This window comes from Nostoc sp. (assembly GCF_036919895.1).
In the GTDB taxonomy this organism is placed as follows: Bacteria; Cyanobacteriota; Cyanobacteriia; order Cyanobacteriales; family Nostocaceae; genus Nostoc.
Genome location: NZ_JBALBW010000138.1, coordinates 26,182 through 50,676 on the forward strand (window position 1 = coordinate 26,182; position 24,495 = coordinate 50,676).

Annotated in this window: 24 protein-coding genes; 16 read left to right on the forward strand and 8 right to left on the reverse strand. The window is 39.5% G+C overall.

Going from position 1 to position 24,495, the window contains the following annotated elements:
• Window positions 1-44: 44 nt before the first annotated feature.
• Window positions 45-1,571 carry a DNA repair protein RadA gene (radA, locus tag V7K55_RS27130; protein ID WP_334836434.1) on the forward strand — a complete coding sequence of 509 codons (1,527 nt, stop codon included), beginning with the start codon at window positions 45-47 and terminating at the stop codon, window positions 1,569-1,571.
• Between the two features lie 170 nt (window positions 1,572-1,741).
• The gene (locus tag V7K55_RS27135) at window positions 1,742-3,340 is read left to right on the forward strand and encodes a B12-binding domain-containing radical SAM protein (RefSeq protein WP_334836436.1); all 1,599 of its coding nucleotides are present in this window, start codon (window positions 1,742-1,744) and stop codon (window positions 3,338-3,340) included.
• On the opposite strand, the gene V7K55_RS27140 is transcribed toward V7K55_RS27135, so the two are convergent.
• From V7K55_RS27140 to V7K55_RS27155, 3 genes are all read right to left on the reverse strand, one after another.
• Window positions 3,333-3,464, reverse strand: a complete 132-nt coding sequence (locus tag V7K55_RS27140; RefSeq protein ID WP_334836438.1) for a hypothetical protein — start codon at window positions 3,462-3,464, stop codon at window positions 3,333-3,335. The genes V7K55_RS27135 and V7K55_RS27140 overlap by 8 nt on opposite strands.
• Before the next feature lie 23 nt (window positions 3,465-3,487).
• Complete coding sequence (locus V7K55_RS27145; RefSeq protein WP_334836440.1) at window positions 3,488-4,756, reverse strand: tetratricopeptide repeat protein; 1,269 nt, start codon at window positions 4,754-4,756, stop codon at window positions 3,488-3,490.
• Window positions 4,757-5,150: 394 nt separating this feature from the next.
• Complete coding sequence (locus tag V7K55_RS27155) at window positions 5,151-5,819, reverse strand: 2OG-Fe dioxygenase family protein (protein WP_334836442.1); 669 nt, start codon at window positions 5,817-5,819, stop codon at window positions 5,151-5,153.
• Between the two features lie 241 nt (window positions 5,820-6,060).
• Here V7K55_RS27155 and sfsA point away from each other — a divergent pair, with 241 nt between their 5' ends.
• Window positions 6,061-6,786: a DNA/RNA nuclease SfsA gene (gene sfsA, locus V7K55_RS27160; RefSeq protein WP_334836444.1), complete on the forward strand. Its 726-nt coding sequence runs from the start codon at window positions 6,061-6,063 to the stop codon at window positions 6,784-6,786.
• 155 nt (window positions 6,787-6,941) lie between these two features.
• On the opposite strand, the gene V7K55_RS27165 is transcribed toward sfsA, so the two are convergent.
• Window positions 6,942-7,343 carry a fasciclin domain-containing protein gene (locus V7K55_RS27165; RefSeq protein WP_094341130.1) on the reverse strand — a complete coding sequence of 134 codons (402 nt, stop codon included), beginning with the start codon at window positions 7,341-7,343 and terminating at the stop codon, window positions 6,942-6,944.
• Between the two features lie 781 nt (window positions 7,344-8,124).
• Between V7K55_RS27165 and modA (V7K55_RS27170) the strand changes: the two genes are divergently transcribed.
• The 3 genes from modA (V7K55_RS27170) to V7K55_RS27180 all read left to right on the forward strand — a co-directional run bounded on the left by modA (V7K55_RS27170) (window position 8,125) and on the right by V7K55_RS27180 (window position 10,542).
• Complete coding sequence (modA, locus tag V7K55_RS27170) at window positions 8,125-8,976, forward strand: molybdate ABC transporter substrate-binding protein (protein WP_334836446.1); 852 nt, start codon at window positions 8,125-8,127, stop codon at window positions 8,974-8,976.
• A 66-nt stretch (window positions 8,977-9,042) separates the two neighbouring features.
• Window positions 9,043-9,618, forward strand: a complete 576-nt coding sequence (locus tag V7K55_RS27175; protein ID WP_334836448.1) for a DUF642 domain-containing protein — start codon at window positions 9,043-9,045, stop codon at window positions 9,616-9,618.
• A 273-nt stretch (window positions 9,619-9,891) separates the two neighbouring features.
• Window positions 9,892-10,542, forward strand: coding sequence for a DUF642 domain-containing protein (locus tag V7K55_RS27180; RefSeq protein ID WP_334836450.1), 651 nt, complete (start codon window positions 9,892-9,894; stop codon window positions 10,540-10,542).
• A 369-nt stretch (window positions 10,543-10,911) separates the two neighbouring features.
• Here the strand turns inward: V7K55_RS27180 and V7K55_RS27185 are convergent, their stop codons facing one another.
• The gene (locus V7K55_RS27185; protein ID WP_334836451.1) at window positions 10,912-11,220 is read right to left on the reverse strand and encodes a hypothetical protein; all 309 of its coding nucleotides are present in this window, start codon (window positions 11,218-11,220) and stop codon (window positions 10,912-10,914) included.
• On the opposite strand from V7K55_RS27185, the gene modA (V7K55_RS27190) reads away from it, so the two are divergent.
• The 6 genes from modA (V7K55_RS27190) to V7K55_RS27215 all read left to right on the forward strand — a co-directional run bounded on the left by modA (V7K55_RS27190) (window position 11,210) and on the right by V7K55_RS27215 (window position 15,658).
• Window positions 11,210-11,920: a molybdate ABC transporter substrate-binding protein gene (modA, locus tag V7K55_RS27190; protein ID WP_334836453.1), complete on the forward strand. Its 711-nt coding sequence runs from the start codon at window positions 11,210-11,212 to the stop codon at window positions 11,918-11,920. The genes V7K55_RS27185 and modA (V7K55_RS27190) overlap by 11 nt on opposite strands.
• Window positions 11,921-12,052: 132 nt before the next feature.
• Window positions 12,053-12,610: a DUF642 domain-containing protein gene (locus tag V7K55_RS27195; RefSeq protein WP_334836455.1), complete on the forward strand. Its 558-nt coding sequence runs from the start codon at window positions 12,053-12,055 to the stop codon at window positions 12,608-12,610.
• A 259-nt stretch (window positions 12,611-12,869) separates the two neighbouring features.
• Window positions 12,870-13,559 (forward strand): hypothetical protein, encoded by a 690-nt coding sequence (locus tag V7K55_RS27200; RefSeq protein WP_334836457.1) that lies wholly within the window; start codon window positions 12,870-12,872, stop codon window positions 13,557-13,559.
• A gap of 378 nt (window positions 13,560-13,937) precedes the next feature.
• Window positions 13,938-14,348, forward strand: coding sequence for a 2TM domain-containing protein (locus V7K55_RS27205; RefSeq protein WP_334836458.1), 411 nt, complete (start codon window positions 13,938-13,940; stop codon window positions 14,346-14,348).
• 386 nt (window positions 14,349-14,734) lie between these two features.
• On the forward strand, window positions 14,735-15,058 hold the full coding sequence (locus V7K55_RS27210; protein WP_334836460.1) for a phasin family protein: 324 nt from the start codon (window positions 14,735-14,737) through the stop codon (window positions 15,056-15,058).
• Between the two features lie 78 nt (window positions 15,059-15,136).
• A complete protein-coding gene (locus V7K55_RS27215; protein ID WP_334836462.1) occupies window positions 15,137-15,658 on the forward strand; it encodes an FKBP-type peptidyl-prolyl cis-trans isomerase in 522 nt (173 codons plus the stop codon).
• 99 nt (window positions 15,659-15,757) lie between these two features.
• Here V7K55_RS27215 and dnaB read toward each other — a convergent pair whose 3' ends face one another.
• From dnaB to gloB, 3 genes are all read right to left on the reverse strand, one after another.
• Window positions 15,758-17,134 (reverse strand): replicative DNA helicase, encoded by a 1,377-nt coding sequence (dnaB, locus tag V7K55_RS27220; protein ID WP_334836464.1) that lies wholly within the window; start codon window positions 17,132-17,134, stop codon window positions 15,758-15,760.
• Window positions 17,135-17,245: 111 nt separating this feature from the next.
• Entirely contained in the window at window positions 17,246-17,704 is a 459-nt protein-coding gene (rplI, locus tag V7K55_RS27225) for a 50S ribosomal protein L9 (protein ID WP_334836466.1), read from the reverse strand.
• A 174-nt stretch (window positions 17,705-17,878) separates the two neighbouring features.
• A complete protein-coding gene (gene gloB, locus V7K55_RS27230) occupies window positions 17,879-18,652 on the reverse strand; it encodes a hydroxyacylglutathione hydrolase (RefSeq protein WP_334836468.1) in 774 nt (257 codons plus the stop codon).
• A gap of 487 nt (window positions 18,653-19,139) precedes the next feature.
• Between gloB and V7K55_RS27235 the strand changes: the two genes are divergently transcribed.
• The 4 genes from V7K55_RS27235 (at window position 19,140) to V7K55_RS27250 (ending at window position 24,491) form a co-directional block, all read left to right on the forward strand.
• The gene (locus V7K55_RS27235; RefSeq protein ID WP_334836470.1) at window positions 19,140-20,063 is read left to right on the forward strand and encodes an alpha-1,2-fucosyltransferase; all 924 of its coding nucleotides are present in this window, start codon (window positions 19,140-19,142) and stop codon (window positions 20,061-20,063) included.
• Window positions 20,064-20,112: 49 nt separating this feature from the next.
• The gene (locus tag V7K55_RS27240) at window positions 20,113-20,955 is read left to right on the forward strand and encodes a hypothetical protein (RefSeq protein ID WP_334836473.1); all 843 of its coding nucleotides are present in this window, start codon (window positions 20,113-20,115) and stop codon (window positions 20,953-20,955) included.
• 17 nt (window positions 20,956-20,972) lie between these two features.
• Complete coding sequence (locus V7K55_RS27245) at window positions 20,973-22,136, forward strand: glycosyltransferase family 4 protein (protein ID WP_334836475.1); 1,164 nt, start codon at window positions 20,973-20,975, stop codon at window positions 22,134-22,136.
• Between the two features lie 105 nt (window positions 22,137-22,241).
• Complete coding sequence (locus tag V7K55_RS27250; RefSeq protein WP_334836477.1) at window positions 22,242-24,491, forward strand: ABC transporter ATP-binding protein; 2,250 nt, start codon at window positions 22,242-22,244, stop codon at window positions 24,489-24,491.
• Window positions 24,492-24,495: the final 4 nt, after the last annotated feature.

Here is a 24,495-nt window from a genome sequence, read left to right on the forward strand (position 1 = left end):
TTCAGGAATTAAGTAAATATTAAGATTATTTAATAAGATTTAAGATGGCAAAGCCAAAAACTTTTTACACTTGCAACGAATGTGGGGCAGAATCACCCCAGTGGTTTGGTAAGTGTCCAGCTTGCGGCACTTATAACTCTCTAGAAGAACAAATTTCTATTCAATCCTCAGTAGATGTACCCAGCCGGGGAGGAGTTAGTAGTTGGCAATCGGCTCAAGGTAATGGCAAATCTCACAGTAAACCAGCTAAAGCGCGAGCCTCCTTAACATTTGACCAAATTACCGATCGCCAAATAGCTCGATGGGAGTCTGGTTATGGAGAATTGGATCGGGTGCTTGGGGGTGGCATTGTCCCAGGTTCTATGGTGCTGATTGGTGGCGATCCAGGTATTGGAAAATCTACTTTGCTACTGCAAGTATCAAATCAATTAGCACAGAAATATCGCATTCTTTACGTAACTGGTGAAGAATCCGGACAGCAGGTAAAATTACGAGCTTCTCGTTTGGGAGTATCAAAAACCCTAAGTGTAGTGAATGAGGAGGAGGTAACAGTAGTAGTAGATCCGACACTTCCTATAGATCCTGACAGTATAGGTGCAGATTTATATGTGCTGCCAGAAACAGATTTAGAAGAAATTTTACGAGAAATAGATTCTCTAAAGCCAAACGTGGCGGTGATTGATAGTATCCAAACAGTATTTTTTCCCGCTTTGACTTCAGCCCCCGGTTCAGTGGCTCAGGTACGGGAATGTACAGCAGCACTGATGAAGGTGGCGAAGCATGAAGATGTCACCATGCTGATTGTGGGACATGTCACCAAAGAAGGAGCGATCGCCGGGCCAAAAGTTTTAGAACATTTAGTGGATACGGTGTTGTATTTTGAAGGCGATCGCTTTGCCTCCCATCGGTTATTACGCACAGTAAAAAATCGCTTCGGTGCAACTCATGAAATCGGCATCTTTGAAATGGTGGCAGATGGATTGCGAGAAGTTGACAACCCCTCAGAATTATTTTTAGGCAACCGTGACGATCCCGCCCCTGGTACGGCTATTGTCGTTGCTTGCGAAGGCACTCGCCCGATAGTTGTGGAATTGCAAGCTCTTGTAAGTCCCACCAGCTACCCTTCACCCCGTCGGGCTGGTACTGGCGTAGATTATAACCGCTTGGTGCAAATCCTCGCCGTCTTAGAAAAACGGGTGGGAATTCCCATGTCTAAGTTGGATTCCTACGTTGCTTCTGCGGGTGGGTTGAATGTGGAAGAGCCAGCAGTAGATTTAGGAATTGCGATCGCGATTGTTGCCAGTTTCCGCGATCGCATCGTCGATCCTGGTACAGTCTTAATCGGTGAAGTTGGGCTAGGTGGACAAGTGCGATCGGTTTCCCAAATGGAACTGCGGTTAAAAGAAGCTGCTAAGTTGGGATTTAAAAGAGCGATCGTGCCAAAAGGAACAAAATTTCCCGATTTAAATATTGAGATATTACCAGTATCTAAAGTAATAGATGCGATTATCGCCGCCATCCCCCATCAAGAATTGACAGCCGATGATTTAGAACCCGATGAAGATGAGTAACTAATAGCTGCTAGGGGCAAACATATTGTTGCATCCAAACAAGAACTGCTACAGTCGCGCATTTGAGGTAAAAATATGAATGGCACAATAAAACAACTTTAATAAAAAGTCAATAGCTCTTTATTTTCGTTAGAGTGGGATAACAATCAAAGTGTGAGGATTGATACTACATGCGAATCTTGTTAGTGTATCCAATATTTCCCAAAACCTTTTGGTCTTATGAAAAAATCTTAGAATTAGTCGATCGCAAAGTTTTATTACCACCTCTGGGTTTAGTGACAGTAGCCGCCATTCTGCCGCAAGAATGGGAATTCAAGCTAGTCGATCGCAACATTCGTGCAGCAACAGAAGAAGAGTGGGCATGGGCAGATGTAGTAATCCTCTCCGCGATGATTGTCCAGAAACAAGATTTACTTGACCAAATCCAGGAAGCAAAAAAACGTGGCAAGTTAGTCGCAGTTGGCGGCCCTTACCCAACCTCTGTACCTCACGAAGTTGAAAATGTTGGCGCAGATTTTCTGATTCTGGATGAAGGGGAAATCACTCTGCCGATGTTTATTGAGGCAATTCAACGGGGTGAAACTTCTGGCATTTTCCGCGCCACAGAAAAACCTGATGTCACAGGCACACCAATACCCCGCTTTGATTTATTAGAATTGGATGCTTATGACATGATGTCGGTGCAGTTTTCGCGTGGGTGTCCCTTCCAGTGCGAATTTTGCGACATTATTGTTCTCTACGGGCGCAAACCACGCACCAAAGCCCCAGCACAACTGTTAGCAGAGTTAGATTACCTCTATGAATTGGGTTGGCGGCGGGGTGTGTTCATGGTGGATGACAACTTTATTGGCAACAAGCGAAATGTAAAGTTGTTGCTGAAAGAGTTAAAAGTCTGGATGGCAGAACACAAGTATCCCTTCCGATTTGACACTGAAGCTTCAATTGACTTAGCGCAAGATGCAGAAATGTTGGAGTTAATGGTTGAGTGCGGTTTCTCGGCGGTGTTTTTGGGAATCGAAACGCCGGATGAGGATAGTTTGCAAATGACTAAGAAGTTTCAAAATACTCGTAGTTCTCTAACTGAGGCAGTGGAAACCATTATCAAAGCCGGATTGCGCCCAATGGCTGGGTTTATTATCGGTTTTGATGGCGAAAAAGTAGGTGCAGGCGATCGCATTGTCCGTTTTGCAGAACAAGCAGCAATTCCCTCAACTACCTTTGCCATGTTGCAAGCGTTACCTAATACTGCGCTTTGGCATCGCTTGAAAAAAGAAGGGCGACTGCGGGAAAATCAAGATGGAAACATCAATCAGACAACATTGATGAACTTCCTTCCTACCCGTCCGCTGGAAGAACTTGCCAGAGAATATATTGAAGCCTTTTGTACTTTATACGACCCAGTAAGTTACTTGGATCGCACCTATCGCTGTTTCTTGATGATGGGTTTACCAAGTTGGAAAGCGCCAGCAAAAATGCCAGAGTGGATTGTTGTAAAAGCATTACTAATTGTGATTTGGCGACAAGGAATCAAACGGGAAACTCGTTGGAAATTCTGGCATCATTTGTTTAGTATTCTCAAGCATAACCCTGGAGTGATTGAGCATTACATCTCTGCTTGCGCCCACAACGAGCATTTTCTAGAATATCGCCAAATTGTGCGCGATCAAATTGAAAGTCAGCTAGCTGAATATCTAGCACAAGGTGCAGAAACGCCTTATGTGCTAGTAAAAGAAAAAGCCGAGGAAAAAACTGAAGCGGTAGTCAGTTAGGTGTTTTGACGACGGAAATTGACAAGCGAGCGATCGCATCTTCACCCGTACAAACAAGTGTACGGGTGAATTTACATATATGGTTAGTGGCATTTATGAATAAAAGCAGTTCTTCGAGAGGCAAATTTTCCCCTATCCTCTGCCTCTTCATCTACCGCGATCGCGTTCTAAATCATCAATTACCCTTTGTAAATACCACTCGTCTGACATTCCAGGAAAATAATCCTGCTTTTGCTGAATCAATCTTTCAGCAATTTCCCAATATCCCCCAACCATTCCTAAAAGTCGCTGATGTAGCTGGTTATATTTTTGCTTTTTGGATTGGGGACTAAATTTTTGGATTTTTTCTAGGCTACTTAAGACTTGTTGATAATTTCCCCAGTCTTCTTGTTCACAAAAAATACTCGCCGCCCGTTGATAATCTTCCACAGCGTTTTGGATTTCTTCTAAACAAGTATAGGCAATGCCGCGATTGTAATAAGCTTGAGCATCATCAGGATTTATTTGCAGTGCTTGGGTGTAATCTTGAATTGCACCGAGATAGTTACCCGTTGTCCGATAGGCATTACCTCTGGCAATATAGACTAGGGGATCTTGTGGTTGCATCTGGAGTGCTTGGTTAAGATCCGCGATCGCACCTTGATGATCTCCCAAGATAGAACGGGCTTTACCTCGATTGCGGTAGACAATGGCATCTTGAAAATTTAGTCTCAATGCTTGATTAAAATCTGCGATCGCTTCTCGATAATTTCCCATTTTACAACGCACAACTCCACGACAGCAGTAGGCTTGGGCATCTTGCGGATCGGCTTTTAATACCCAGTTTAAATCTGCCAGTGCCTCTTGGGTATCTCCCTTTTCAGCCTTTTCTAATAACTGCGTGAAATAATCATTGGTGGATAAAATTGGCGCATTGGTAGAACGCGATTGCTGTACAACAGGTAATTCTTGGGGTTGTAACTGTTTAATTCGTTCCAGGCACAGGCGACAGTTTTCTTTATCCTGTTGTTCTAGATATAATTGTGCAGCCTTTTTAAAATTAGCGATCGCATCTTGAATATAACCCTGTTTGCGCCGCACCATCCCCCGCAGATTATAAGCCGCAGCATAATTCAGATTGAGACGAATAGCGCGTTCAACATCCTCTAGCGCCCCCGGTAAATTTTTCAGCGCCACCCTAGCGAATGCACGACAATAATACGCCTCTATACTCTCAGGATTCAGCTTTAGGGCTTCGGTATAATCTGAAACAGCCTTAAGGATTGCTCCTGAGTCATAATATGCTAAACCCCGTTGCAAGTAAGCTTCAGTTAAGTAAGGTGTCAGTTGTAAAGCATGATTAAATTCCTCAATTGCTCCGGCGTAGTCTTTTCGCCTAGCCTTTTCCAACCCTCTATTGTAAAATTCGTCATTCATAGCATTTGTTTGGTTGATTCAGTTAGTTGAATTCCAGCAAGCTTGCTTTGTAGCCTAACTTATCCACTCACCCTTAATATTCTAAGTATTCAGCGTGGTTTTGCTTCATTTCGGATTTGCAGTGAATTAAAACCAACACATCCCGGAAATTTTATCAGAGGGATTTACCCAATTAAAGATTTTGCACCTCCAGATTACAGATTTATTAACTGATATGGCAACTTTAGATAAACCATTATCAGCCCAATGATTTCCAATTCCAAATAAAAAAACTGGGGAAATGACTACATTCAATTCCCCAGATTTCAGAGATTGTAAAATAAAAAGATAGATCCCCGACTTCTTTGAGAAGTCGGGGATCTAAACACCACAAAATATTTACAGTTAATTAGAATTATTCTGAAAGTAAGCTAGGAGAAGTCAGTACAAAAACATCCCAACTTCCTTGAGCGTCAGCTTTTGGTTTTATGGGATTGGCAAAGTGGAAAAACTCATGATCGTTAACTAATAAAAGTTCCCCCGGATTTAGAACTTTGCTAAATACAGGTTTTTCTTTTTTTGTAGTATAAAGATGTGTTTCTCCACCTTGGATATTATCTCTATCTACTGAAAATAAGCCAATAAAATCAGTACCATCTTGATGGATACCTTCAGGCGCTGGATTACTAAAATTATCTGGCGAACAACTAATTCTAATTTGATGAACTCCGATTTCAGCTTCAGGATGAAGTTTACAAGAATCACTAAATGCTAAGACAAGATTTCTAAAAATATCAAGTTCGATGAGTGCATCATCTAACTCTGTAAACTCTCTTTTTATATCACCTAATAATGGATTATACTCCTTACTTTGAAAGAAGTATCCATGAGGTAATTTGATTAACTCATTTCCAGAAACTGTGAACCGAGATAATCTTCTGGAACGATAGTTGCCTTTGATATAAGGGTCAACAGGCATATTACTAAAAAATGGCTTGAAACCTTCGAGATTGATTGAATTTACTTTTCTTAAAGTAAACAGAAAAGCATATTCTAATTCCGTCGCTGTCCACACTTTTTGCATAGGATTTACCTCCTTGCACGTTGAAAGTCTCCCGAATTTTTTTATGGGAGGCTGATAACACTTAGTGTATGCTACTTTTTATTACTATGTTGTCAATTTAACTACAAAAATTGACAATTTATGATATGTAAACTTGCTTGATTTCTGCCACGCAATGGAGTCGCTGCTAAAGAGATTTGCTGTTGAGAGTTAGGTGAGTAAGGAATCGGCGTATATTTACTAGCAGCAACAAGGTTTTATAATGACAGATTGGCTTTACCGTTACCCAGCTTTATATCCCGGTATTTTACTCAAGCGTTACAAGCGGTTTTTTGCTGACGTTCAACTTACTTCTGGCGAAATAGTGACAGCACATTGTCCCAACACAGGGCCAATGACTGGAGTATCGACTCTCCAAAGTGCTGTACAGCTTTCTAAAAGCGATAATCTTAATCGCAAATTGGCTTACACTTTAGAACTAATTCAGGTACATGATAATGAGCCGACTTGGGTAGGCATAAATACTTTTTTGCCCAATCGGGTGGTAAAGTTGGCTTTAGCGCAACATCTTTTCCCGGAATTAAGCGAGTATAGCCAAATCAAGAGTGAAGTGGTTTATGGGCTAGATAAAAAAAGTCGAGTGGATTTTTTCTTGACGGGGAGTGATGAGGAACGCCCAATTTATTTAGAAGTGAAAAATACAACTTTGTCTGAGGGAAGATTAGCTTTATTTCCCGACACGGAAACTACAAGAGGACAAAAGCACTTGCGAGAACTAATGGCGCTGCTACCTGTAACTCGTGCGGTGATGCTTTACTTTATCAATCGTGGTGATTGTACAGAGTTCTCACCTGGCGATCGCACAGATCCTGTCTATGGTAAATTATTACGGGATGCGATCGCTCTCGGTTTAGAAGTCTTGCCTTGCCGTTTTGACATTTCCCCCGAAGGTATCCGTTATTTGGGTTTGGCAAAACTAAAAATTTGATTACACCTAATTAAACAATAAATCCATCTAGATCCTTTCTAGATGGATTTGTTGGTAGTTGGTATTTACTGGAAAATATCCAACCAAATTGTAATCAAGATACGACTATAGGTAGTCGCAGTCTCAGAAATAGCGTTTACTATTCTGAAGTTTGATTATGCAGGAATCAAAACTGTGTCAATTACGTGGATAACACCGTTATCAGCAGCAACATCTGCTGTTGCAACTTTTGCATCATTGATCTTAACGCCATTAGAAGCGTCAATTTTTACATCTGAACCTTCAACTGTTTTAGCTGTCTTCAGTTTAGCTACATCAGCAGCCAGTACTTTACCTGAGACAACATGATAGGTCAAGATTTTCTTCAGCTTGGGAATATCTTTCAGTAATGCATCTACTGTACCTGCTGGAAGCTTGTTAAATGCTTCATCGGTGGGTGCAAACACGGTGAATGGGCCATTGCCATTCAGTGTACCTTCCAGACCAGCCGCTTGGATTGCTGCAACTAGTGTCTTGAAAGAACCGTTGTTAGTAGCAGTGTCAATTATGTTGGCCATGTGCTTTACCTAGTTCTGTGTAACTTGTTACAAATCTAAACTGTTTTCCCATAAAAGCTATCTATCGTTAGACGTATATCAAATAAAAAATTTTATTGATACTATAAAAGTTTATATATATTTTTATACAAACAGAGAATTATATGTATATACCGCAGGTATGGCTGCTTTTTCCTTTTTCTACACATCAAACAGAGAATTATATGTATATACCGCAGGTATGGCTGCTTTTTCCTTTTTCTACACATCAATAGGTGCGATCGCAGCTTACTAGTACAAAAATACCAGTGCAGTACTAGCTTACCAACAAAGTCACAATGCACAGCTAAACAAAATGGTTTTTTTGGTAATAATAAATTTTTAGATATTTATTTATTGTCTGATAATTTTGCAAAAAACCTATATAAAACAACTATTTCAGGGTATTTTTAAAATTCATATATCCTTCCTTAACTTTTTGTCAGGATTCGTTAACCAAAATTGTTGGTAATAAATGTATTTAACTGATATTATTTCATCACTAAATACATTTCACTCGCTGTTTGGGTAATTCTACTTGGAAATAATAAACGGCTCATCACACTAATGCTTTTAGCAATTGCGATCGGCCATTTATTTCCAGAAATTTGTCATGCGTAGAAATTACGCCAAAACCGCCTCTAACTCACATTTATCCATATCCTCTGCATTCTGTGTGGTTGATTTTTCTGTTGCCTGTGCGTAAGTCAGGTATTTCAACCATGAAACTTTTCGGTAATATTTTCCCCACACTATAACTTTCATGAACAGAAGAAGACTTATTGCTTGGATGGCTACAGCAGTTACCAGCATGATGTTGGTAATAGGCTTGCAGTTTGTCAATTTCTCGCCAGCACAATCTGCAACCACCCTTAACGTGTATGCGGCTGTCAGCTTAACAAATGCGCTGAATTCCATTAAAACTCAGTACCAAAATGCTAACCCGACTGTCAATATTGTTTATACGTTTGGTGCTTCTGGTACTTTACTGAGCCAAATACAAGCGGGAGCGCCAGCAGATATTTTCATTTCAGCTGCCACCGACCAAATAGATGTCTTGCAGAATTCTAGCCCAAGTAAGTTGGTAGCAGGTAGCCGTAAAAACATTGCCAGAAACAGTCTAGTTTTGATTAAACCTACGACACCTCCTATTAGTGCTGGTAGTGCTGCTCTCACTAGCATCAATGGTTTGACCAACGCCAATATTACTGGTATTGCGATCGGTGACTACACAGGTACTCCTCCAGTTGTGCCAGCAGGAAATTATGCCAAACAAGTTCTCACTACCCGAGGTATTTTCAATACTGTTAGTCCTAAATTATCCCTTGCTCCCAATGTACGTGCCGTTTTAACTGCTGTTGAAAATAAAACTATCGTAGTTGGAGGTGTAAATAAAACTATTGACGCAGGTTTTGTTTATACAACTGATGCTTTCATTTCTAACAAAGTAAAAGTCGTAGAAACTGCCAAACCGTCAGAGAGCGATCCAATTGTCTATCCATTGGGTATACTCACCAGAACTACAGTTCTATCAACGGCACAGAGTTTTTCTACCTACTTAAGTGGTACTACTGCCCAGGGTATTCTTCGATCTAACCAATTTAAGGCACCTTGATCGCCAGAAAGTAAATCAATCAAGTACTCGCTGTCGTTAATTTTGAACTATTTGGAGTAATGTTTCGTGAAGTTTACTAAAAAACTCTCAATTATTATTTGTGGTTTGACCACTGCCTTCGTTCATACTGCTGTAATTACCAATACTTATAAATCAGCAGCACAAGCAGATGGAGCAAATCTGATTTATAACGGGGACTTTGAAATGGATACTCTCGTAGATCCTAATGATGCTACCATTTCAAATCCTAATATTACAGGATGGGTTAAGTCTGGCGATCCGATAGATACAGCAATTATTAGAATTAGCAACTTTCCTTACACTGGTAACCAAGGGGTATCGCTTGGGAACGTTTCAGACATTAGCTATCTATCACAGACTATCCCTACAGTTAAGGGTCAATACTACCAACTTACTTACTATTTAGCATCAACAGAGGAGGCACCTGACCTAAATAATAAATTTCAGGTTTTTATAGGTGCAAAAAAGGTTGATGTTAAAAAGGATATTGCTTTTCAAGGATACACGCAATACTCGTTAGTTTTTAAAGCGAAAGAAACATCCACAGAGATAAAGTTTGGTTCCAAAGCCGAATTTGCGTTTTTATATTTGGATGATGTGAGTGTTAAAGCTATACCTTAATATGAAGGGAAAAATTGAGTTTAATAAAACTAACTCTTCTAAACTAGGATGAAGTATTTAGCTTTCTTGACACGACTGAGAGTCAGCATGGATGTAACTATAGCGGTTCTCATTTGCATGAATTACAGTAACCCCTCTCCAAAGCATCACACAGGGGAGTATTTGCGTGCCTCAAGTACGGGGTGAGGTTCAGACTGTATTGCGCTGAAGTGAGAACTGCTATATCAACTTGTCTTAATTGTCGAAAATTTAAATTATTAGGAGTCAAGTTTCGTGAAGTTAACTAAAAAACTCTCAATTATTGTTTTAAGTGTTACTACTACCTTAATTAGCACTGCTGTGATTAACAATACTTATAATGTAGCAGCAGAAGCAGCAGAACTTGTTAAAAACGGAAGTTTTGAATTCGATCCCCTCGTAGATCCTAATGATCCCAACCTTACAAATCCTAATGTTACAGACTGGATTAAATCTGGCGATCCGATCGATACATCATTAACTAAAATTAGCAATTTTCCTCAATATGATAGTGGTAATCAGGGCTTATCACTTGGTGGATTTGTAAACCTCAGTTACATATCACAGACGCTTTCTACACAACCTGGTCAAGAATACGAACTTAGTTACTATTTAGCATCTGTAGATGAGGCCCCTTGGCTTGATAATCAATTTCAGACATTTGTAGGTGGAAATAAAATTTTTGATCAAAAAAATATTTCTTTTCAACCATACACGCCATATAAATTCAATTTCACAGCAGACGCATCATCCACAGAGTTAAAATTTGGGAATGTGGATAAATATGCATTTCTCTACTTAGATGGTGTGAGTGTAAAAGCTGTGCCTGAGCCATCAGCTATTGGAGGAGTAGCAGTTGCAGGATTACTAGGAATTTGGCTGAAGAAAAAGAAGGCGATTAGCTAGTGCATTAGGGCAAAAAAAGCGACCAGCCTTGTTTTCTATATCTATTTACCTTGGGGAGATACGAGACACGAACAATATAGGAGCGACTTTTTCTGATGTTCGCGCTTGCGTCTTTGAAGGAGAAGGCTGGTCAATTTTTTCAGAGGTTATACACTACAAATAATAGTTATTTTGCCCCTATTGGAAAAGGTAAAAATTCAGTACCTAGAAGTAAAAATATAAAATTAATTGAGGATAATTCTTAGATAAAATAAGGATTTTTATTGGTGCAAGTGACCTGAGAAAACTACGAATTTATATTTCAATTGTCATGTCAGGCTTTGTTTACCAAATAATTTGGTATATACCTACTTTAATGGTATAATCTCATCATTCTATCCCTTTTACTCTCTGTTTAAGTAAACTTACTGGAAAATTATCAATTTCCATCGTCGGAAACGCTTTGGGTAATTCCGGCTTGGTTTTTTGTTTCCAGGTATCGATATATGCGAGTGATGGGATTTCATCTAAAACTATAACTTTCATGAACAGAAGAAGACTTATCGCTTGGATTGCTACGGCAGTCACCAGCATGATGCTGGTAATAGGCTCCCAGTTTGTCAATTTATCGCCAGCAAACTCCACAACTACACTTAAGGTGTTTGCGGCTTCTAGCTTAACAAACGCGATGAATGACATTAAGACTCAGTACCAAAGTGCTAACCCAAGCGTCAGCATTGTTTATACCTTTGGTGCTTCTGGTACCTTACTTAGCCAAATACAAGCAGGAGCAACAGCAGATATTTTCATTTCTGCTGCCACTGACCAAATAGATGTCTTGCAGAATGCAACCCCAAGTAAATTGGTTGCAGGTAGCCGTAAAAATGTTGTCAAAAACCGTCTAGTTTTGATAGCCCCTACGACACCTCCTGTTAGTGCTGGTAGTGCTGCTCTGACTAGCTTCAATGGTTTGACTAATGCCAACATTACTGGTATTGCCATAGGTGATTACACAGGTACTCCGCCAGTTGTGCCAGCAGGAAATTATGCCAAACAAGTTCTTACTAGCCGAGGTATTTTCACTACTGTTAGTCCTAAAACATACCTCGCTAGCAATGTGCGTAACGTCTTAACTGCTGTTGAAACTAAAACTCTTGTAGTTGGAGGCGTAAGTAAAACTATTGATGCAGGTGCAGTTTACAAAACTGATGCTGCAATTTCTACCAAGGTAAGAGTTGTAGAAACTGCCCTAACAACAGAGAGTGATCCGATTGTCTATCCACTGGGCATACTCGCCAACACTACAGTTTTATCGACAGCACAGAGTTTTTCTACCTACTTAAGTGGTACTACTGCCCAGAATATCTTCAAAAATACTTACGGGTTTATCTTGCCTTAATCACCACAAAGTAAATCAATCAAGTACTCGCTGTCGTTAATTTTGAACTATTTGGAGTTATGTCTTGTGAAGTTCACTAAAAAACTCTCAATTATTTTTTGTAGTTTGACTACTGCTCTCCTTAATACTGCTGTGATAACCAATACTTATAAGTCAGCAGCACAAGCAGATGGAGCAGAACTGATTACCAACGGGGGATTTGAAAACGATTCTCTTGTAGATCCTACTAATCCCAACGCTACAAATCCTAATATTACAGGATGGATTAAAACTGGCGATCCGATTGATACATCAGGTACTAGGATTGACAATTTTTCTAACACTGGGAACCAAGGCTTATCGCTTGGTGGATTTTCAGCCTTGAGCTACATATCACAGACTATCCCTACAGTTGTTAATCAATACTACAAACTTACTTACTATTTCGCATCCACAGAGGAGGCACCTGACCTAAAGAATAAATTTAAGGTTTTTGTAGATGGAAGCAAGGTTTGTAAGAAAAAGGATACTTTTTACCAACCCTACACACAATACACGTTTTATTTTAAAGCCAAAGCAACATCCACCGAGATCAAGTTTGGTTCCAAAGCCAAGTATGCATTTTTATATTTGGATGATGTGAGTGTCAAATCTACAGATCAAGCAGAGGAAAACTCTCAGTGCGATCGGATAGATGATGGGGATGAATAAACCACAGATCGCAAGCGAACCTTCATTCTCTTAAAATCCCAAGCGATATCTGGCTCTATAGTGTTGAGAATTCCACTTAAATTCATCTGATTAAAAACTTCATCATCGGTTTATGGAGAGATTATCTATGGTGAATAGCTAACTCTTCTCAACCTAGATAAAGTGGTTGTTTTTCTTGACACCAATTAGAGCCAGTCATTGATGTAACTATCAACTTGTTTTAATTGTCGGAATTTGGAATTATTTGGAGTAAATTTTCATGAACTTACCTAAAAAACTCTCAGTTATTGTTTTTAGTTTTACCACTACATTAGCTAGTACTGCTATGATTACTGGTACTTATATTCCAGTAGCACAAGCACAACAATATAATCCCAACTATGTTGTAGATCCTCAAGACCGGGTTTTTAACGGAGGATTTGAAGTCGATCCCCTCGTAGATCCTAATAATCCCAACACTACAAATCCCAATATTACAGGATGGAATAAATCTGGCGATCCGTTTGATACATCAGGAATTAAAATTAGCAATTTTCCCCAAAGTGGTAATCAAGGTTTAGCGATTGGTTCATTTGTAAATCCTGCTTACATATCCCAGAATCTGGCTACGACTATCGGTAGTAACTATAATCTCAGTTTCTTTTTAGGAACAGATGAAGATAGCAGTCAAGTTAATAATATATTTCAGGCATTTATCGATGAAAGTAAAGTTTTTGAGAAAACAAATAGTATAAATACTGCTGGAAATCCCTTCACACAATATGACTTGAATTTTGTGGCGACAAAATCATCTACAGAGTTGAAATTGGGTGGTAGAGATAGTTATGGCTTTTTATACTTAGATAGTGTGAGTGTAAAACCTGTGCCTGAACCATCAGCTATTGGAGGAATAGCAGTTACTGCTGGATTATTGGGAATATGCCTGAAGAGAAAGAAGGCAATTAGCTAAAAAGAATAGCTCTTTTTTGTCACTTTCGGAAAACAATAGAGCGTAGACGCGTAGCGACTTGTGGTTAGACATAGCTACACAATCTTAATGGAAAAGGTGCGATCGCTCTATTGTTTCTATAGTTTCCAGCGTCAATGTTTTCTGACAATACTAGCATTCAACTTTCAGATAATGTTTGGCTTAACGTTATAAAAGCAATATAGAGTATTGACAAATACAGTAGCTCGAAATCAGTTATGAGAAAATAATCAGGTTGTGAATGTCACTAAGTATTGGGTGCAAAATGTGGAGACGTTTGCTAACTGAATTGAACGAAGCCTATTGAAAACTTCGTGAAATCAAAAGCGCATTTACACACAAACTTATAAGGTAATTAAAATGACTTACGATTCAGAAGATGTGCAAAAAATCCTTGAAATAGCACTCACTCGCAAACAAAAAGGTGAATTTTCACGAGAACAGCTTCTAGAAATGGCATCGGAGTTAGGTATTTCTTCTGATATTTTAGAAAAAACTGAAAAAAAGTGGTTAGTTCAACAAGAAGAGGAACGATTGCGACACACATTTAATACTTTCCGACGCAGAGCCTTTTGGGGGCATTTTGTTTCCTTTTCAGCAGTGAATTTATTCCTCATTCTCTTGAATTTCATCACTAGTCCTAGTTATTTTTGGGCTATTTTCCCACTATTAGGATGGGGGTTAGGACTATTTTTTCATTGGTGGGGTGTTTATCAGAGTAAATCAGAGGATTACGAAATAGCCTTTCAGAAATGGCGTTCACAGATTTAACAAAAAGTCAAGTCAAATTCAAATAATTTTTGGGTGCGATCGCTTCACCTTACTCAGTGCTGTTAGTGGTAGCCAGGCGTTTAGCCTGTGCTGAGTGAGGTAAAAAGTACTCAGTCCTTTTAGCACGAAGATATTTGCCTCGCCCCTTGCGGGTGGTCTTTCAACTCAGCACTCTTCAAGCGCCCTTCTGAATAAAATTTTCCCTTAAATCTGGGGCATCCTGAAACTTAAGTAGTTCTATAATCACACCCTGTAATCTCTGTGTTTACTAATTTGCCAAAATAGAGATGTAGGCTAGAAGAACTAGGCTTTTAGCATAGCTTGATTGCCTACACTTAGGAGTAAGGGTTGGCTGGTTTGAATGAAATAAATAAGAGGAAGGGAATATGGACAACAGCAACTGGTTGCAACAGTTAATGGTGGTCGGTCTTGGCACAACGTCTTTAGTGGCGGATAAACTGCGTCAAGTTAGTGATGACTTAGTTAAAGACGGTAAGCTCAATCCTGAGCAAGCCAAGGCAGTTATAGACGATCTTGCCCAGCAGTTAAAGTCGGAGCAAGGAAACTTCGATGTCCAAATGCAACGACAAATGCGAAATATGATGCAAGATTTGGGGGTAGCTCGCCAGTCGGAAGTTGATGAACTGCGCGGTAGAATTGACCGTTTAGAGCGTCAATTACGCGATTTAGAAAATAAGCTTTGGCGTTAAGATGTCCTTTGTGATTTAAACTAATTGTGTCCTATTGGTAATCTTTTTGCCAGGATACTTAAGTAAGGAGAACTGATTTTGAAACCAATTTTCCTCAGCGTGGCGTTCATGCTGGTGTGTGTTGTGCTTTTGGTTGTGGGGCAAGTAAGCAGTAAACAGAATACCGCCATTGCTGCCGAATTAACCCAAACGTCGCCAGAGGTCACAACTGTAACTGAAAACAATATCTTAATTGCGAGTAATACTATGTCTGATGCTAATACCGTAACCACTCCCTCTGGATTAAAATATGTCGAGTTAAAAGAGGGAACTGGGGCAACTCCTAAACCAGGACAAACGGTTGAAGTTCACTATGTCGGCACTTTAGAAGATGGCACTAAGTTTGATAGTTCACGCGATCGCGGCCAACCCTTCAGCTTTAAAATAGGCGTAGGACAGGTAATCAAAGGTTGGGACGAAGGACTTAGCACCATGAAAGTAGGCGGTCGTCGCAATTTAATCATCCCCTCTGAGTTAGGTTATGGCTCTCGTGGGGCTGGTAATGTAATTCCGCCTAACGCCACTCTGCTATTTGATGTGGAATTGCTGGGCGTTAAGTAGGAACTAGGATATGGGGCATTGGGTATTGGGCATTGGGAATAAGTAAATAATCTAACTTTTAATCTTCTGCTCCCCAGTCCCCAATCCCCAATTTAATAGCTAAATTTTTAAATTTTGAAACTTTGTAAACTGTGGATTAAATAAAAGTTTTGCAGTCCCTGTAGGCCCGTTGCGGTGTTTAGCTATGATTACTTCTGCAATGCCGCGATCGGGAGTATCAGGAGAGTAGTATTCATCGCGGTATAACATTATTACTAAATCCGCGTCTTGTTCAATACTTCCGCTTTCTCTCAAATCTGACAACATCGGACGCTTATTAGTACGTGCTTCCACCCCTCGACTCAACTGAGATAGGGCAATAATTGGTACAGATAATTCCCGCGCTAAACCTTTGAGTTGACGGGTAATTTTTGATAATTCTTGTACGCGATTATCACCTGCTCCTTCCATCAATTGCAAGTAATCTATTACAATCAAACCCAGGGTTCCTTGCTCTGCTTGGAGTCTTCTTGCCTGACTACGCATTTGTGTAACTGTAATATTCGGCGTGTCATCAATATAAATCGGCATCTCAGAAAGGATGCCAATAGCACGGCTTAAAGGTTCCCACTGTGTTTGACTGAGGCGACCAGTCCGCAGATAACTACTTTCAATTTGCGCTTCGCTAGCTAATAGCCGTTGCGTCAGTTGCTCTTTGGACATTTCCAAACTGAAAATAGCAACTGCTAGTTTCTTCCGCTCGTCAATGTTATCACGCCTGATAATAATTTCGTAATTAGCAATATATTGTGCAATGTTCATCGAAAAGCTTGTTTTCCCCATTGCAGGCCTAGCAGCCACAATAATCAAATCAGAGCGCTGAAAGCCACTGGTCAAGGCATCTAAATCGTAAAATCCACAGGGAATTCCAGGTAAAGCGATGCCTTGATTTCGATCTTCAATATCCTGGAAATTATTAATTAAAGTATCAGAAATGTGAACTAAACCCGATTGGGGACGTTCTTGAGTTACACCAAATACTTTCTGTTCTGCTTGGTCTAAAACAGTTGGTAATTCGGTTTCTGTCTCGTAACCAAGATGTACAATTTCATTGCCAGCTTTAATTAACTGTCGCCGCAGGTATTTTTCTGTCACTAACGCTGCTAAACCGTCGATGTTCACAGCTGACACTGTACGGTCTACCAGAGTTGCTAATTTATTTCTACCACCAATTCGGGCAAGCAAATCATGGTCAGTCAGCCAACTTGTAACTGAGAGTAAGTCTGTGGGTTTACCTTGGGCGTGGAGCCTCACAGCAGCTTGATAAATATCTTTGTGGGCGCTAATGTAAAAAGCTTCGGGAAGGAGGCGATCGCTAACTCGACTAATCGCTTCTGGATCTAGCAAAATACCCCCCAAAATCGCTTCTTCGGCCTCAATATTTTGTGGGGGGAGGCGATCGCTACCATCGCCTTTAAAATTCAGTTCTTCAGCCATAAACGATTTTAGTTTTGACGATTTTGCTAGAGACGCGAAAAATCTTTGTCTGTAAAGGAGTTAGGAGTTATTATTCACCTTTACTCCTTTATCCTCGCGCCCCCTTCAGAGTTAACTAGCGACGACTTGAATATCGACTTGTGCCGCTACATCAGAATGCAGCTTGATTTCGGCTTGATAAGTACCAAGGTGGTTAATATCAGGGATGGTAATTCCACGCCGATCCACTTCTTGACCGGTGGCTGCCTTAATTGCATCTACAACATCTTGGGTAGTAATAGTACCAAAAATTGCTTCGTTTTCACCAACTTGCTTGGCAATTGTCAAACTACCAACTTTTTCCAGAGATTCTTTTTGCTCAAGAGCTTGTTGTCTGAGTTCTAATTGCCGTTGACGCTCTTGCTCACGACGGCGTTCTACCTGCTTGAGAATACCAGGGGTGGCATTAGTTGCCAATTTCTGGGGAATCAGATAATTACGAGCGTAGCCAGGAGCTACTTCCACTAAGTCGCCAGATTTCCCCAGCTTGCTGATATCTTGATTTAAAACTAACTGTACGCGTTTCGCCATCGTTTTTCCTGTAAAATCTGATTAGTTTGGGTAAGGCTTAGATAGCTCACAATGTCACTGCTGTATTCCCAGCTTCTTTGCTTACACCCTAAAGCTTACAGATCGTAGCGAAAGGAAGGGTGCGATCGCAACTATTCCCACTAAAAAGTTGAAGGAATGGGAAATTGGGAATTCCTAAAAGTTATTTTTCATTTCCCGTATCCGCGCAAAAGTTTGCACCCCATCGCTACTCTTAACAGTTGATTGTAATGATGGCTGATCCCAACGCAAAAAAGGATTGGTATGCTTCTCCACTCCCAGCAGCGAGGGAATGGTAGCTTCCCCTCGACTCCGGTAAGCTTTGACTTCATTGAAGCGTCTTTGTAAGTCGGCGTTGTCGCCATCCACAGTTAGAGCAAATTGCAGATTGTTCAACGTGTATTCGTGGGCACACCAGACGCATGTATTATCAGGTAGAGAGCGCAGTTTGCTTAAAGAGTCTACCATTTGGGTCGGTGTTCCTTCAAACAAGCGACCGCAACCGCCAGAAAATAAGGTATCGCCGCAAAATAAATCGCCTGTCTCACCAGCTTTTTCGGGGGGAAAGTAGTAAGCGATGTGAGCGCGGGTATGTCCGGGAACGAAGATAACTTCAGCTATGCGGTCTGCAAACTGGACGCGATCGCCTTCTTGCAAAAACACCTGCTGTCCAGGAATTCTCCCACGATCCTCGGCTCCTCCATAAACTATCAATTGGGGGAATTGTTCGATTAATTGCTTATTACCACCCACATGATCGTTATGGTGGTGGGTGTTGAAAATTGCTACCAACTCAGCTTTTAATTGTGCCAGTTTCTTTAATACTGGTTGAGCCTCTGCTGGATCGACAACAGCCGCGATATTTTGCTTGTCGTCATGTACTAAAAATATATAGTTGTCTGAGAGTGCTTCCAGACGGATTACCTGCATTGCCTCTGCCTCTATTATGAGTAGAACGACTGGGAAAAACCAAACTATGTTAACAAAATTAAATTAGACTAAAACCCTCTTCCCTCGTGCCTCCTGCCTAATTATGATGATAAATATTCACGCCAACCTACTTAAAACAGATGTTTGGTATTCGGCAACAAGGCTACTTGCACAAACTACATCCAGTATTTATACTTTGTCCAGTATGGCTGTAATTTACTATTAATTATATACACACAACTATATTAGTTTAGTAAATACACTTAAAACACCCAAAACAAATTGCAATTTCTCAGTGAATTTTCTCTGGTAATAACCGCAAAGACAAAGTTATATTTATTTTGTAATTTGCTGTTAAAAGTATACAGATAAATTCATTCATCGGATATATTTACTTCCACTTATTAAAATTATTTTTATGTGGATAATCTTAGATTTTGAAAGTTTTAGCCAATATCATTAATTTTAATCTTTCTTGGCTGTATTTATGTTAGTTATTTCTGTAAAATCTGGACAATTAGGAAACAGATTATTGTCATTTGCTAATTTTATAGCATTTGCAATTGAAAATAATTTTACAGTTATAAACCCAGCTTTTGAAGAATATGCTGATTTTTTTATGTCAACCTCTCAGGATTTTTTATCTTGTTATCCCCCTCCAGTGGTTTCAATTCCAGGAAATAAATTGCTACGCAAGCACTACTATAATTTTAATCGTTTTTTAGCTGAAAGTGGCCGGTTTAAGACAATTAATATTAAGCGCGATCAACCTTTTAACTGGAGTGATTCAATTATTACAAAAGAGTTGAAATCAGACTCTACATTTTTTTTTCAAGGATGGATGTTTCGTGATGGATGGTTTGTAGACGATCTCTCAAATCTGCAAAAACATGGAGAAAAAATTCGTGCTTACTTTCAACCTTTAAATAAGTATCAGCTTAATGTAGCAAATCTCATATCCCATATACGTGGCGAGACTGATGTGATAGTTGGAATCCATATCCGTCATGGGGATTACCAAGAACATCAAAATGGCAAATATTTTTATTTATTTGAAGAGTATTTAAAGGTTATGGAATCAGCTAAAGCACTATTTCCTAACAAAAAAGTGACATTTTTGATTTGCTCCAATCAGAGGCAAAAGGAAGATTGTTTACAACATTTCTCTTATGTTTATGGCAATAATCATATAATTGAGGATATGTATTCTTTAGCTGAATGTGATTATATTATTGGCCCACCGAGTAGTTATAGCATGTGGGCATCATTTTATGGCAAGCGGCCTCTCTATATGATTAGGGATGTAAATAAAACCTTAAAAATTGAAGATTTTGTCCAATTTTACCAATGGCAAGGAGTTTTTTACCCTAACGAGGACTGGAGTAAAAATGTTTGGGAATGGACACATTAAATTAGCTCGGCTAGGATTAAAAGTAATAATTATTTAACTTGTTTTATTTATGAAGACAGAAACTAGAGGTTTTATTACAATCTTAACCGGACTCTACTCTTTTCAAGATTGTATTCATTTTTTAGCCGCGGTTAGAAAGTTTCATCAAGAGCCGATTATTATTTTAATTGACCAAGTACCAATAATTCTTTATCCCTTGCTCAAGGCTTTCAAAAATGTAATTTTAAAGCCAGCACCTGCAAATGAAAATACTGTTTTAGCATCGCGGCAAGCAAAATTGGCTCTATATGCAGCTTCTGAGTTTGATAAAACGATTTACCTAGATTCAGACATTTGTTTACTTTCGGATATCAATGATGTCTTTGACTATTTAGATGAATATGACTTTTTGCTCACTGAAGATGTTCAACCTTCTATTTTGAAAGCCACAAATTTATTACGTGGTAAACAAGAAGACCTTTTGCCAAATGTTTTGCCAATTCTGCAATCAGTAGGTTTACCATTACAAGCAGATAGTGTGCAGTATAATGGCGGTTTTATGGCTTTTAGAAAAACAGAAGTAACCAAGATATTGTTTGAAGAATTTAAACAGTATTTTGAGATTGTCAAAAATAACCAAGATAAATTACTCCTAAAAGATCAAGGGGCATTTGCTTCTGCGATCGCATCTGTACGTCCTTACATGAAAATCCTACCACCTACCTATAATTATCTCAGTAAGTGGCAGGATGCTTATGATATTCAGGATAAAATTAAAGTTCTTCACTGTACTTATCCTTATCGACCTCAATATGCTAAAGATATTAGTCGTTCTTTGTATACAAGGATTTTTGACAGATTCGCTAAAGTGTTTTTACCGAATCAAGTGACAAATCCTTGGCGAATTAAATAAAAATAAGTAAAAAAATAGTGAAAAAGTTTTCCAAGATATCGCTGTTGGTTTCTGATTTATCAAGCGCAGCTATTTTGCGTGCATACTTGATAGCGACAGCCCTAAGAAAATTAGAATATGAAGTTGAAATTATCGGGTTTTTATTTGGAAATAACCTATATCGTAATTTGCCGTTAGAATTAAATGTTTATAATTTACCAGGCAAAAACTTTCCAGATTTTTTTGGAGAAATCCAAAAAATTTTACCAAAAATTAATGGAGATATAATTTATGCAATAAAACCACAAATAGCGAGTTTTGGAGTTGCCTTATTAAAAAAAATATTTAGCCGCAACCCGTTAATTTTAGACATAGATGATTGGGAACTTAGTTGGTATGGTGGCGACGACTGGCATTATAGTCTTACACCCAAACAATTAGCCAGAGATTTGTTGAAATCAGACGGCGCACTCAGGAATCCTTATCATCCTTTGTACGTGAAATGGATGGAAGGTTTGGTAAGTCATGCTGATGCTGTGACAGTGCATACTAACTTTTTGCAGCAGCGTTTTGGCGGTACATTTGTCCCCAATGGTAAAGATACTGCTTTATTCGATCCCTCTGGATATGATGCTGAGTCCAGCAGAAATCGTTATGGTTTATCTGAATATCGTATTTTAATGTTTCCTGGTGCGCCAAGACCCTATAAAGGTCTAGAAGATGTTCTCATAGCACTCGATAAAATTAATCAACCAGATTTAAGACTAGTGATTGTCGGTGGCAGTCCTTATGATGATTACGATCGCCAACTTCAAGAAAAGTGGGGACGCTGGATTATCAAATTACCAAAGTATCCAGCTGATGTTATGCCTGATTTAGTAGCAGCTGCTCACATTGTAGTCGTTCCCCAGCGAGATACCCCAGAAACTCGCGCTCAATTTCCCCTGAAGTTGACAGATGGAATGGCAATGGCTAAACCTGTATTATCAACACGCGTTGGAGATATTCCTAAAATTTTAGGTGATACTGGTTATTTAGTCGAACCTGCCTGTCCTGAACAGATTGCTGAAAAAATTCAATTGATTTTTGAGAATTTAGAGTCAGCAAACCAGAAAGGTATTAAGGCAAGAGAAAGATGTGTAGAACACTATAGCATAGAGGCTATGGCTTCTGTACTTAAGTCAGTAATTGCTCGGTTGTGAATATTTATAGGTCGTGATGCATAGTTTGATTTATTTGAGAATTAGCTACTTTAGCAATTAATTGGTGAATAATATTAATAAGTGAAATTGGCATAAAAATATCCAATGTCTACCAGAAAACTACTACTAAGATTCGCTAAACCCTATCCAGGTTTGATTCTGCTGACAATATTGTTAGGATTTTCTGGAGCTTTATTTAATGGGATCAGCACAGCTTTAATTGTGCCGGTGGTTTTAAAAATTGTGGGGCAAGAAGTAGATTTAAGTACTGCCCCTCCCATCTTAAAAAGGTTGATATCTCCCTTTGATAATACTCCAGAACCTTACCGAATAGCAGTAATGGCTGGGGCAATTATATTCACAATTCTTTTAAAAAATTTAGCAACTTATGCCAGCACATTAGCATCGAGTTCTTTAACCCGAAAGCTGACATCTGATATGCGCGAAACTGGGTTAAGGCTATTACTAGAAATTGATATAGATTATTATGCCAAGACAAAGGTTGGTGATTTAATCAACCGTCTTGGTGGAGAAATTGGCCGGGCTGCAAGTGCTATAGGTAGTACGGTCAAGATAGTTATTCTGGTAATCACAGTTTTAGTTTTTGTCGCTTTATTGCTGTCAATTTCTTGGCAGTTAACAATTGCTGCTACCCTTTTGCTGTCCTTGGTGACGTTAATAAATCAGTATGCCATTTCTCGGTCGAGAACTTTTGGCAAACAGCTTAGTGAGATGTCTAGAGCATACTCAGTCTCTGTACTGGAAACTTTGAACGGAATCCGATTGGTAAAGGCGACTGGAAATGAACAAAAAGAATATCAACGGATTAAAAAATTAATTCGCGATCGCGAATTAGCAGATTTTCAATCTCAGGTTAATTCGGAAGTGATTACACCTCTGAGTGAGGTAATGGGCATTACAGCTTTACTGCTGATTGTACTTTTGAGCAAAACCTTCTTTGCTGACCAAATTTCTTCTCTTTCTACCGTACTGCTGACATATTTATTAGTGCTACTGCGAGTGCTGCCATTAATTTCTCAGTTAAATACTATTCGCAGCAACTTTGCCAGTACCGCCGCCAGTGTAGATGTGACGAATGAATTTTTAAGCCTGGACGATAAACCGTTCATGGAGAAGGGTAAACTTCCCTATACAAAATTAGAAGAGGGAGTGTCTTTTAATTCTCTTTGCTTTGCCTACCCTGGTCATGAAAAGTTGGTACTCAAAGACGTGAATTTATATTTACCGCGCGGTACAACCTTAGCATTGGTAGGCGGTTCTGGTGCTGGTAAATCCACTTTGGCAGACCTTTTGCCCAGATTCTACGACCCGATCGCTGGCAGTATTACCATTGACGGCACCGATTTGCGGGAGTTCGATCTTATATCCGTGCGAAAGCGGATGGGGATTGTCAGTCAAGATACCTTTCTTTTTAATGACTCGGTGCAAAATAACATCGCTTATGGGCGAGCAGAAGCTACTGAGGATGAAATTCTGACAGCAGCCAAACGGGCAAATGCTTATGAGTTTATCAGCAAATTGCCTCAAGGATTTGATACCCTAATTGGCGATCGCGGCGTGATGTTATCTGGTGGACAAAGGCAAAGATTAGCGATCGCCCGCGCCCTGCTGCAAAATCCCGAAATTTTGATTTTAGATGAAGCCACCAGCGCTTTAGATACGGTTTCCGAACGCTTAGTACAAGCTGCACTTGACGATCTTAGTCGCGATCGCACCACCTTAGTAATTGCTCACCGCCTTTCCACAGTCCAAAAAGCCAATCAAATCGCTGTATTAGAGCAGGGACAGGTGGTAGAAGTAGGAACCCATGACGAACTTTTACAAAAGGGTGGTTACTACTCACGCTTGTACTCAATGCAATTTGCGGAACGTCCTGAAACTCTTACCAAACACAATCAAAGTTTGCTCCGCATCTCTCACGAAATTCGGACGCAGATGAACTCGATGATTGGGTTTCTACGCTTATTACTTGATGATTTAGTAGACGACTCCCAAGAACGGCACGAATTAATTGAAGACTCTTATAAATCAGCCTTGAGAATTCTCAACACCATTGATGTTTTTGAGGATGTTATTAATTTGCAAATCAGTGGGCAAATGCTCTCAATCTCTGACCAAAATCAAAATATTATCAGTAAGCATTATCAAATTTTTAATCAAATTTCCGTTGAGTTTCGGACTTCTCTCAATCTCATACTTAGCTCTCTCCGCTCTCTAGCTGATAACTTGACATCCACCACAGAAGAACAAAATGGTTTAATTACTGAAAGTTATGAGTCGGCTATATATCTGCTCGATGACTTAGGAAAATTTGAGAATAGTATTAATGTCTAAAATT

Coding starts and splice junctions, on each gene's coding strand:
- modA (WP_334836453.1), top strand. CDS start 11,210: ATGAATGACATTAAGACTCAGTACCAAAGTGCTAACCCAAGCGTCAGC.
- modA (WP_334836446.1), top strand. CDS start 8,125: ATGAACAGAAGAAGACTTATTGCTTGGATGGCTACAGCAGTTACCAGC.
- V7K55_RS27155 (WP_334836442.1), bottom strand. CDS start 5,819: ATGCAAAAAGTGTGGACAGCGACGGAATTAGAATATGCTTTTCTGTTT.
- V7K55_RS27250 (WP_334836477.1), top strand. CDS start 22,242: ATGTCTACCAGAAAACTACTACTAAGATTCGCTAAACCCTATCCAGGT.
- V7K55_RS27240 (WP_334836473.1), top strand. CDS start 20,113: ATGAAGACAGAAACTAGAGGTTTTATTACAATCTTAACCGGACTCTAC.
- V7K55_RS27235 (WP_334836470.1), top strand. CDS start 19,140: ATGTTAGTTATTTCTGTAAAATCTGGACAATTAGGAAACAGATTATTG.
- V7K55_RS27145 (WP_334836440.1), bottom strand. CDS start 4,756: ATGAATGACGAATTTTACAATAGAGGGTTGGAAAAGGCTAGGCGAAAA.
- radA (WP_334836434.1), top strand. CDS start 45: ATGGCAAAGCCAAAAACTTTTTACACTTGCAACGAATGTGGGGCAGAA.
- V7K55_RS27185 (WP_334836451.1), bottom strand. CDS start 11,220: ATGTCATTCATCGCGTTTGTTAAGCTAGAAGCCGCAAACACCTTAAGT.
- V7K55_RS27205 (WP_334836458.1), top strand. CDS start 13,938: ATGACTTACGATTCAGAAGATGTGCAAAAAATCCTTGAAATAGCACTC.
- dnaB (WP_334836464.1), bottom strand. CDS start 17,134: ATGGCTGAAGAACTGAATTTTAAAGGCGATGGTAGCGATCGCCTCCCC.
- V7K55_RS27165 (WP_094341130.1), bottom strand. CDS start 7,343: ATGGCCAACATAATTGACACTGCTACTAACAACGGTTCTTTCAAGACA.
- V7K55_RS27200 (WP_334836457.1), top strand. CDS start 12,870: ATGAACTTACCTAAAAAACTCTCAGTTATTGTTTTTAGTTTTACCACT.
- gloB (WP_334836468.1), bottom strand. CDS start 18,652: ATGCAGGTAATCCGTCTGGAAGCACTCTCAGACAACTATATATTTTTA.
- rplI (WP_334836466.1), bottom strand. CDS start 17,704: ATGGCGAAACGCGTACAGTTAGTTTTAAATCAAGATATCAGCAAGCTG.
- V7K55_RS27210 (WP_334836460.1), top strand. CDS start 14,735: ATGGACAACAGCAACTGGTTGCAACAGTTAATGGTGGTCGGTCTTGGC.
- sfsA (WP_334836444.1), top strand. CDS start 6,061: ATGACAGATTGGCTTTACCGTTACCCAGCTTTATATCCCGGTATTTTA.
- V7K55_RS27135 (WP_334836436.1), top strand. CDS start 1,742: ATGCGAATCTTGTTAGTGTATCCAATATTTCCCAAAACCTTTTGGTCT.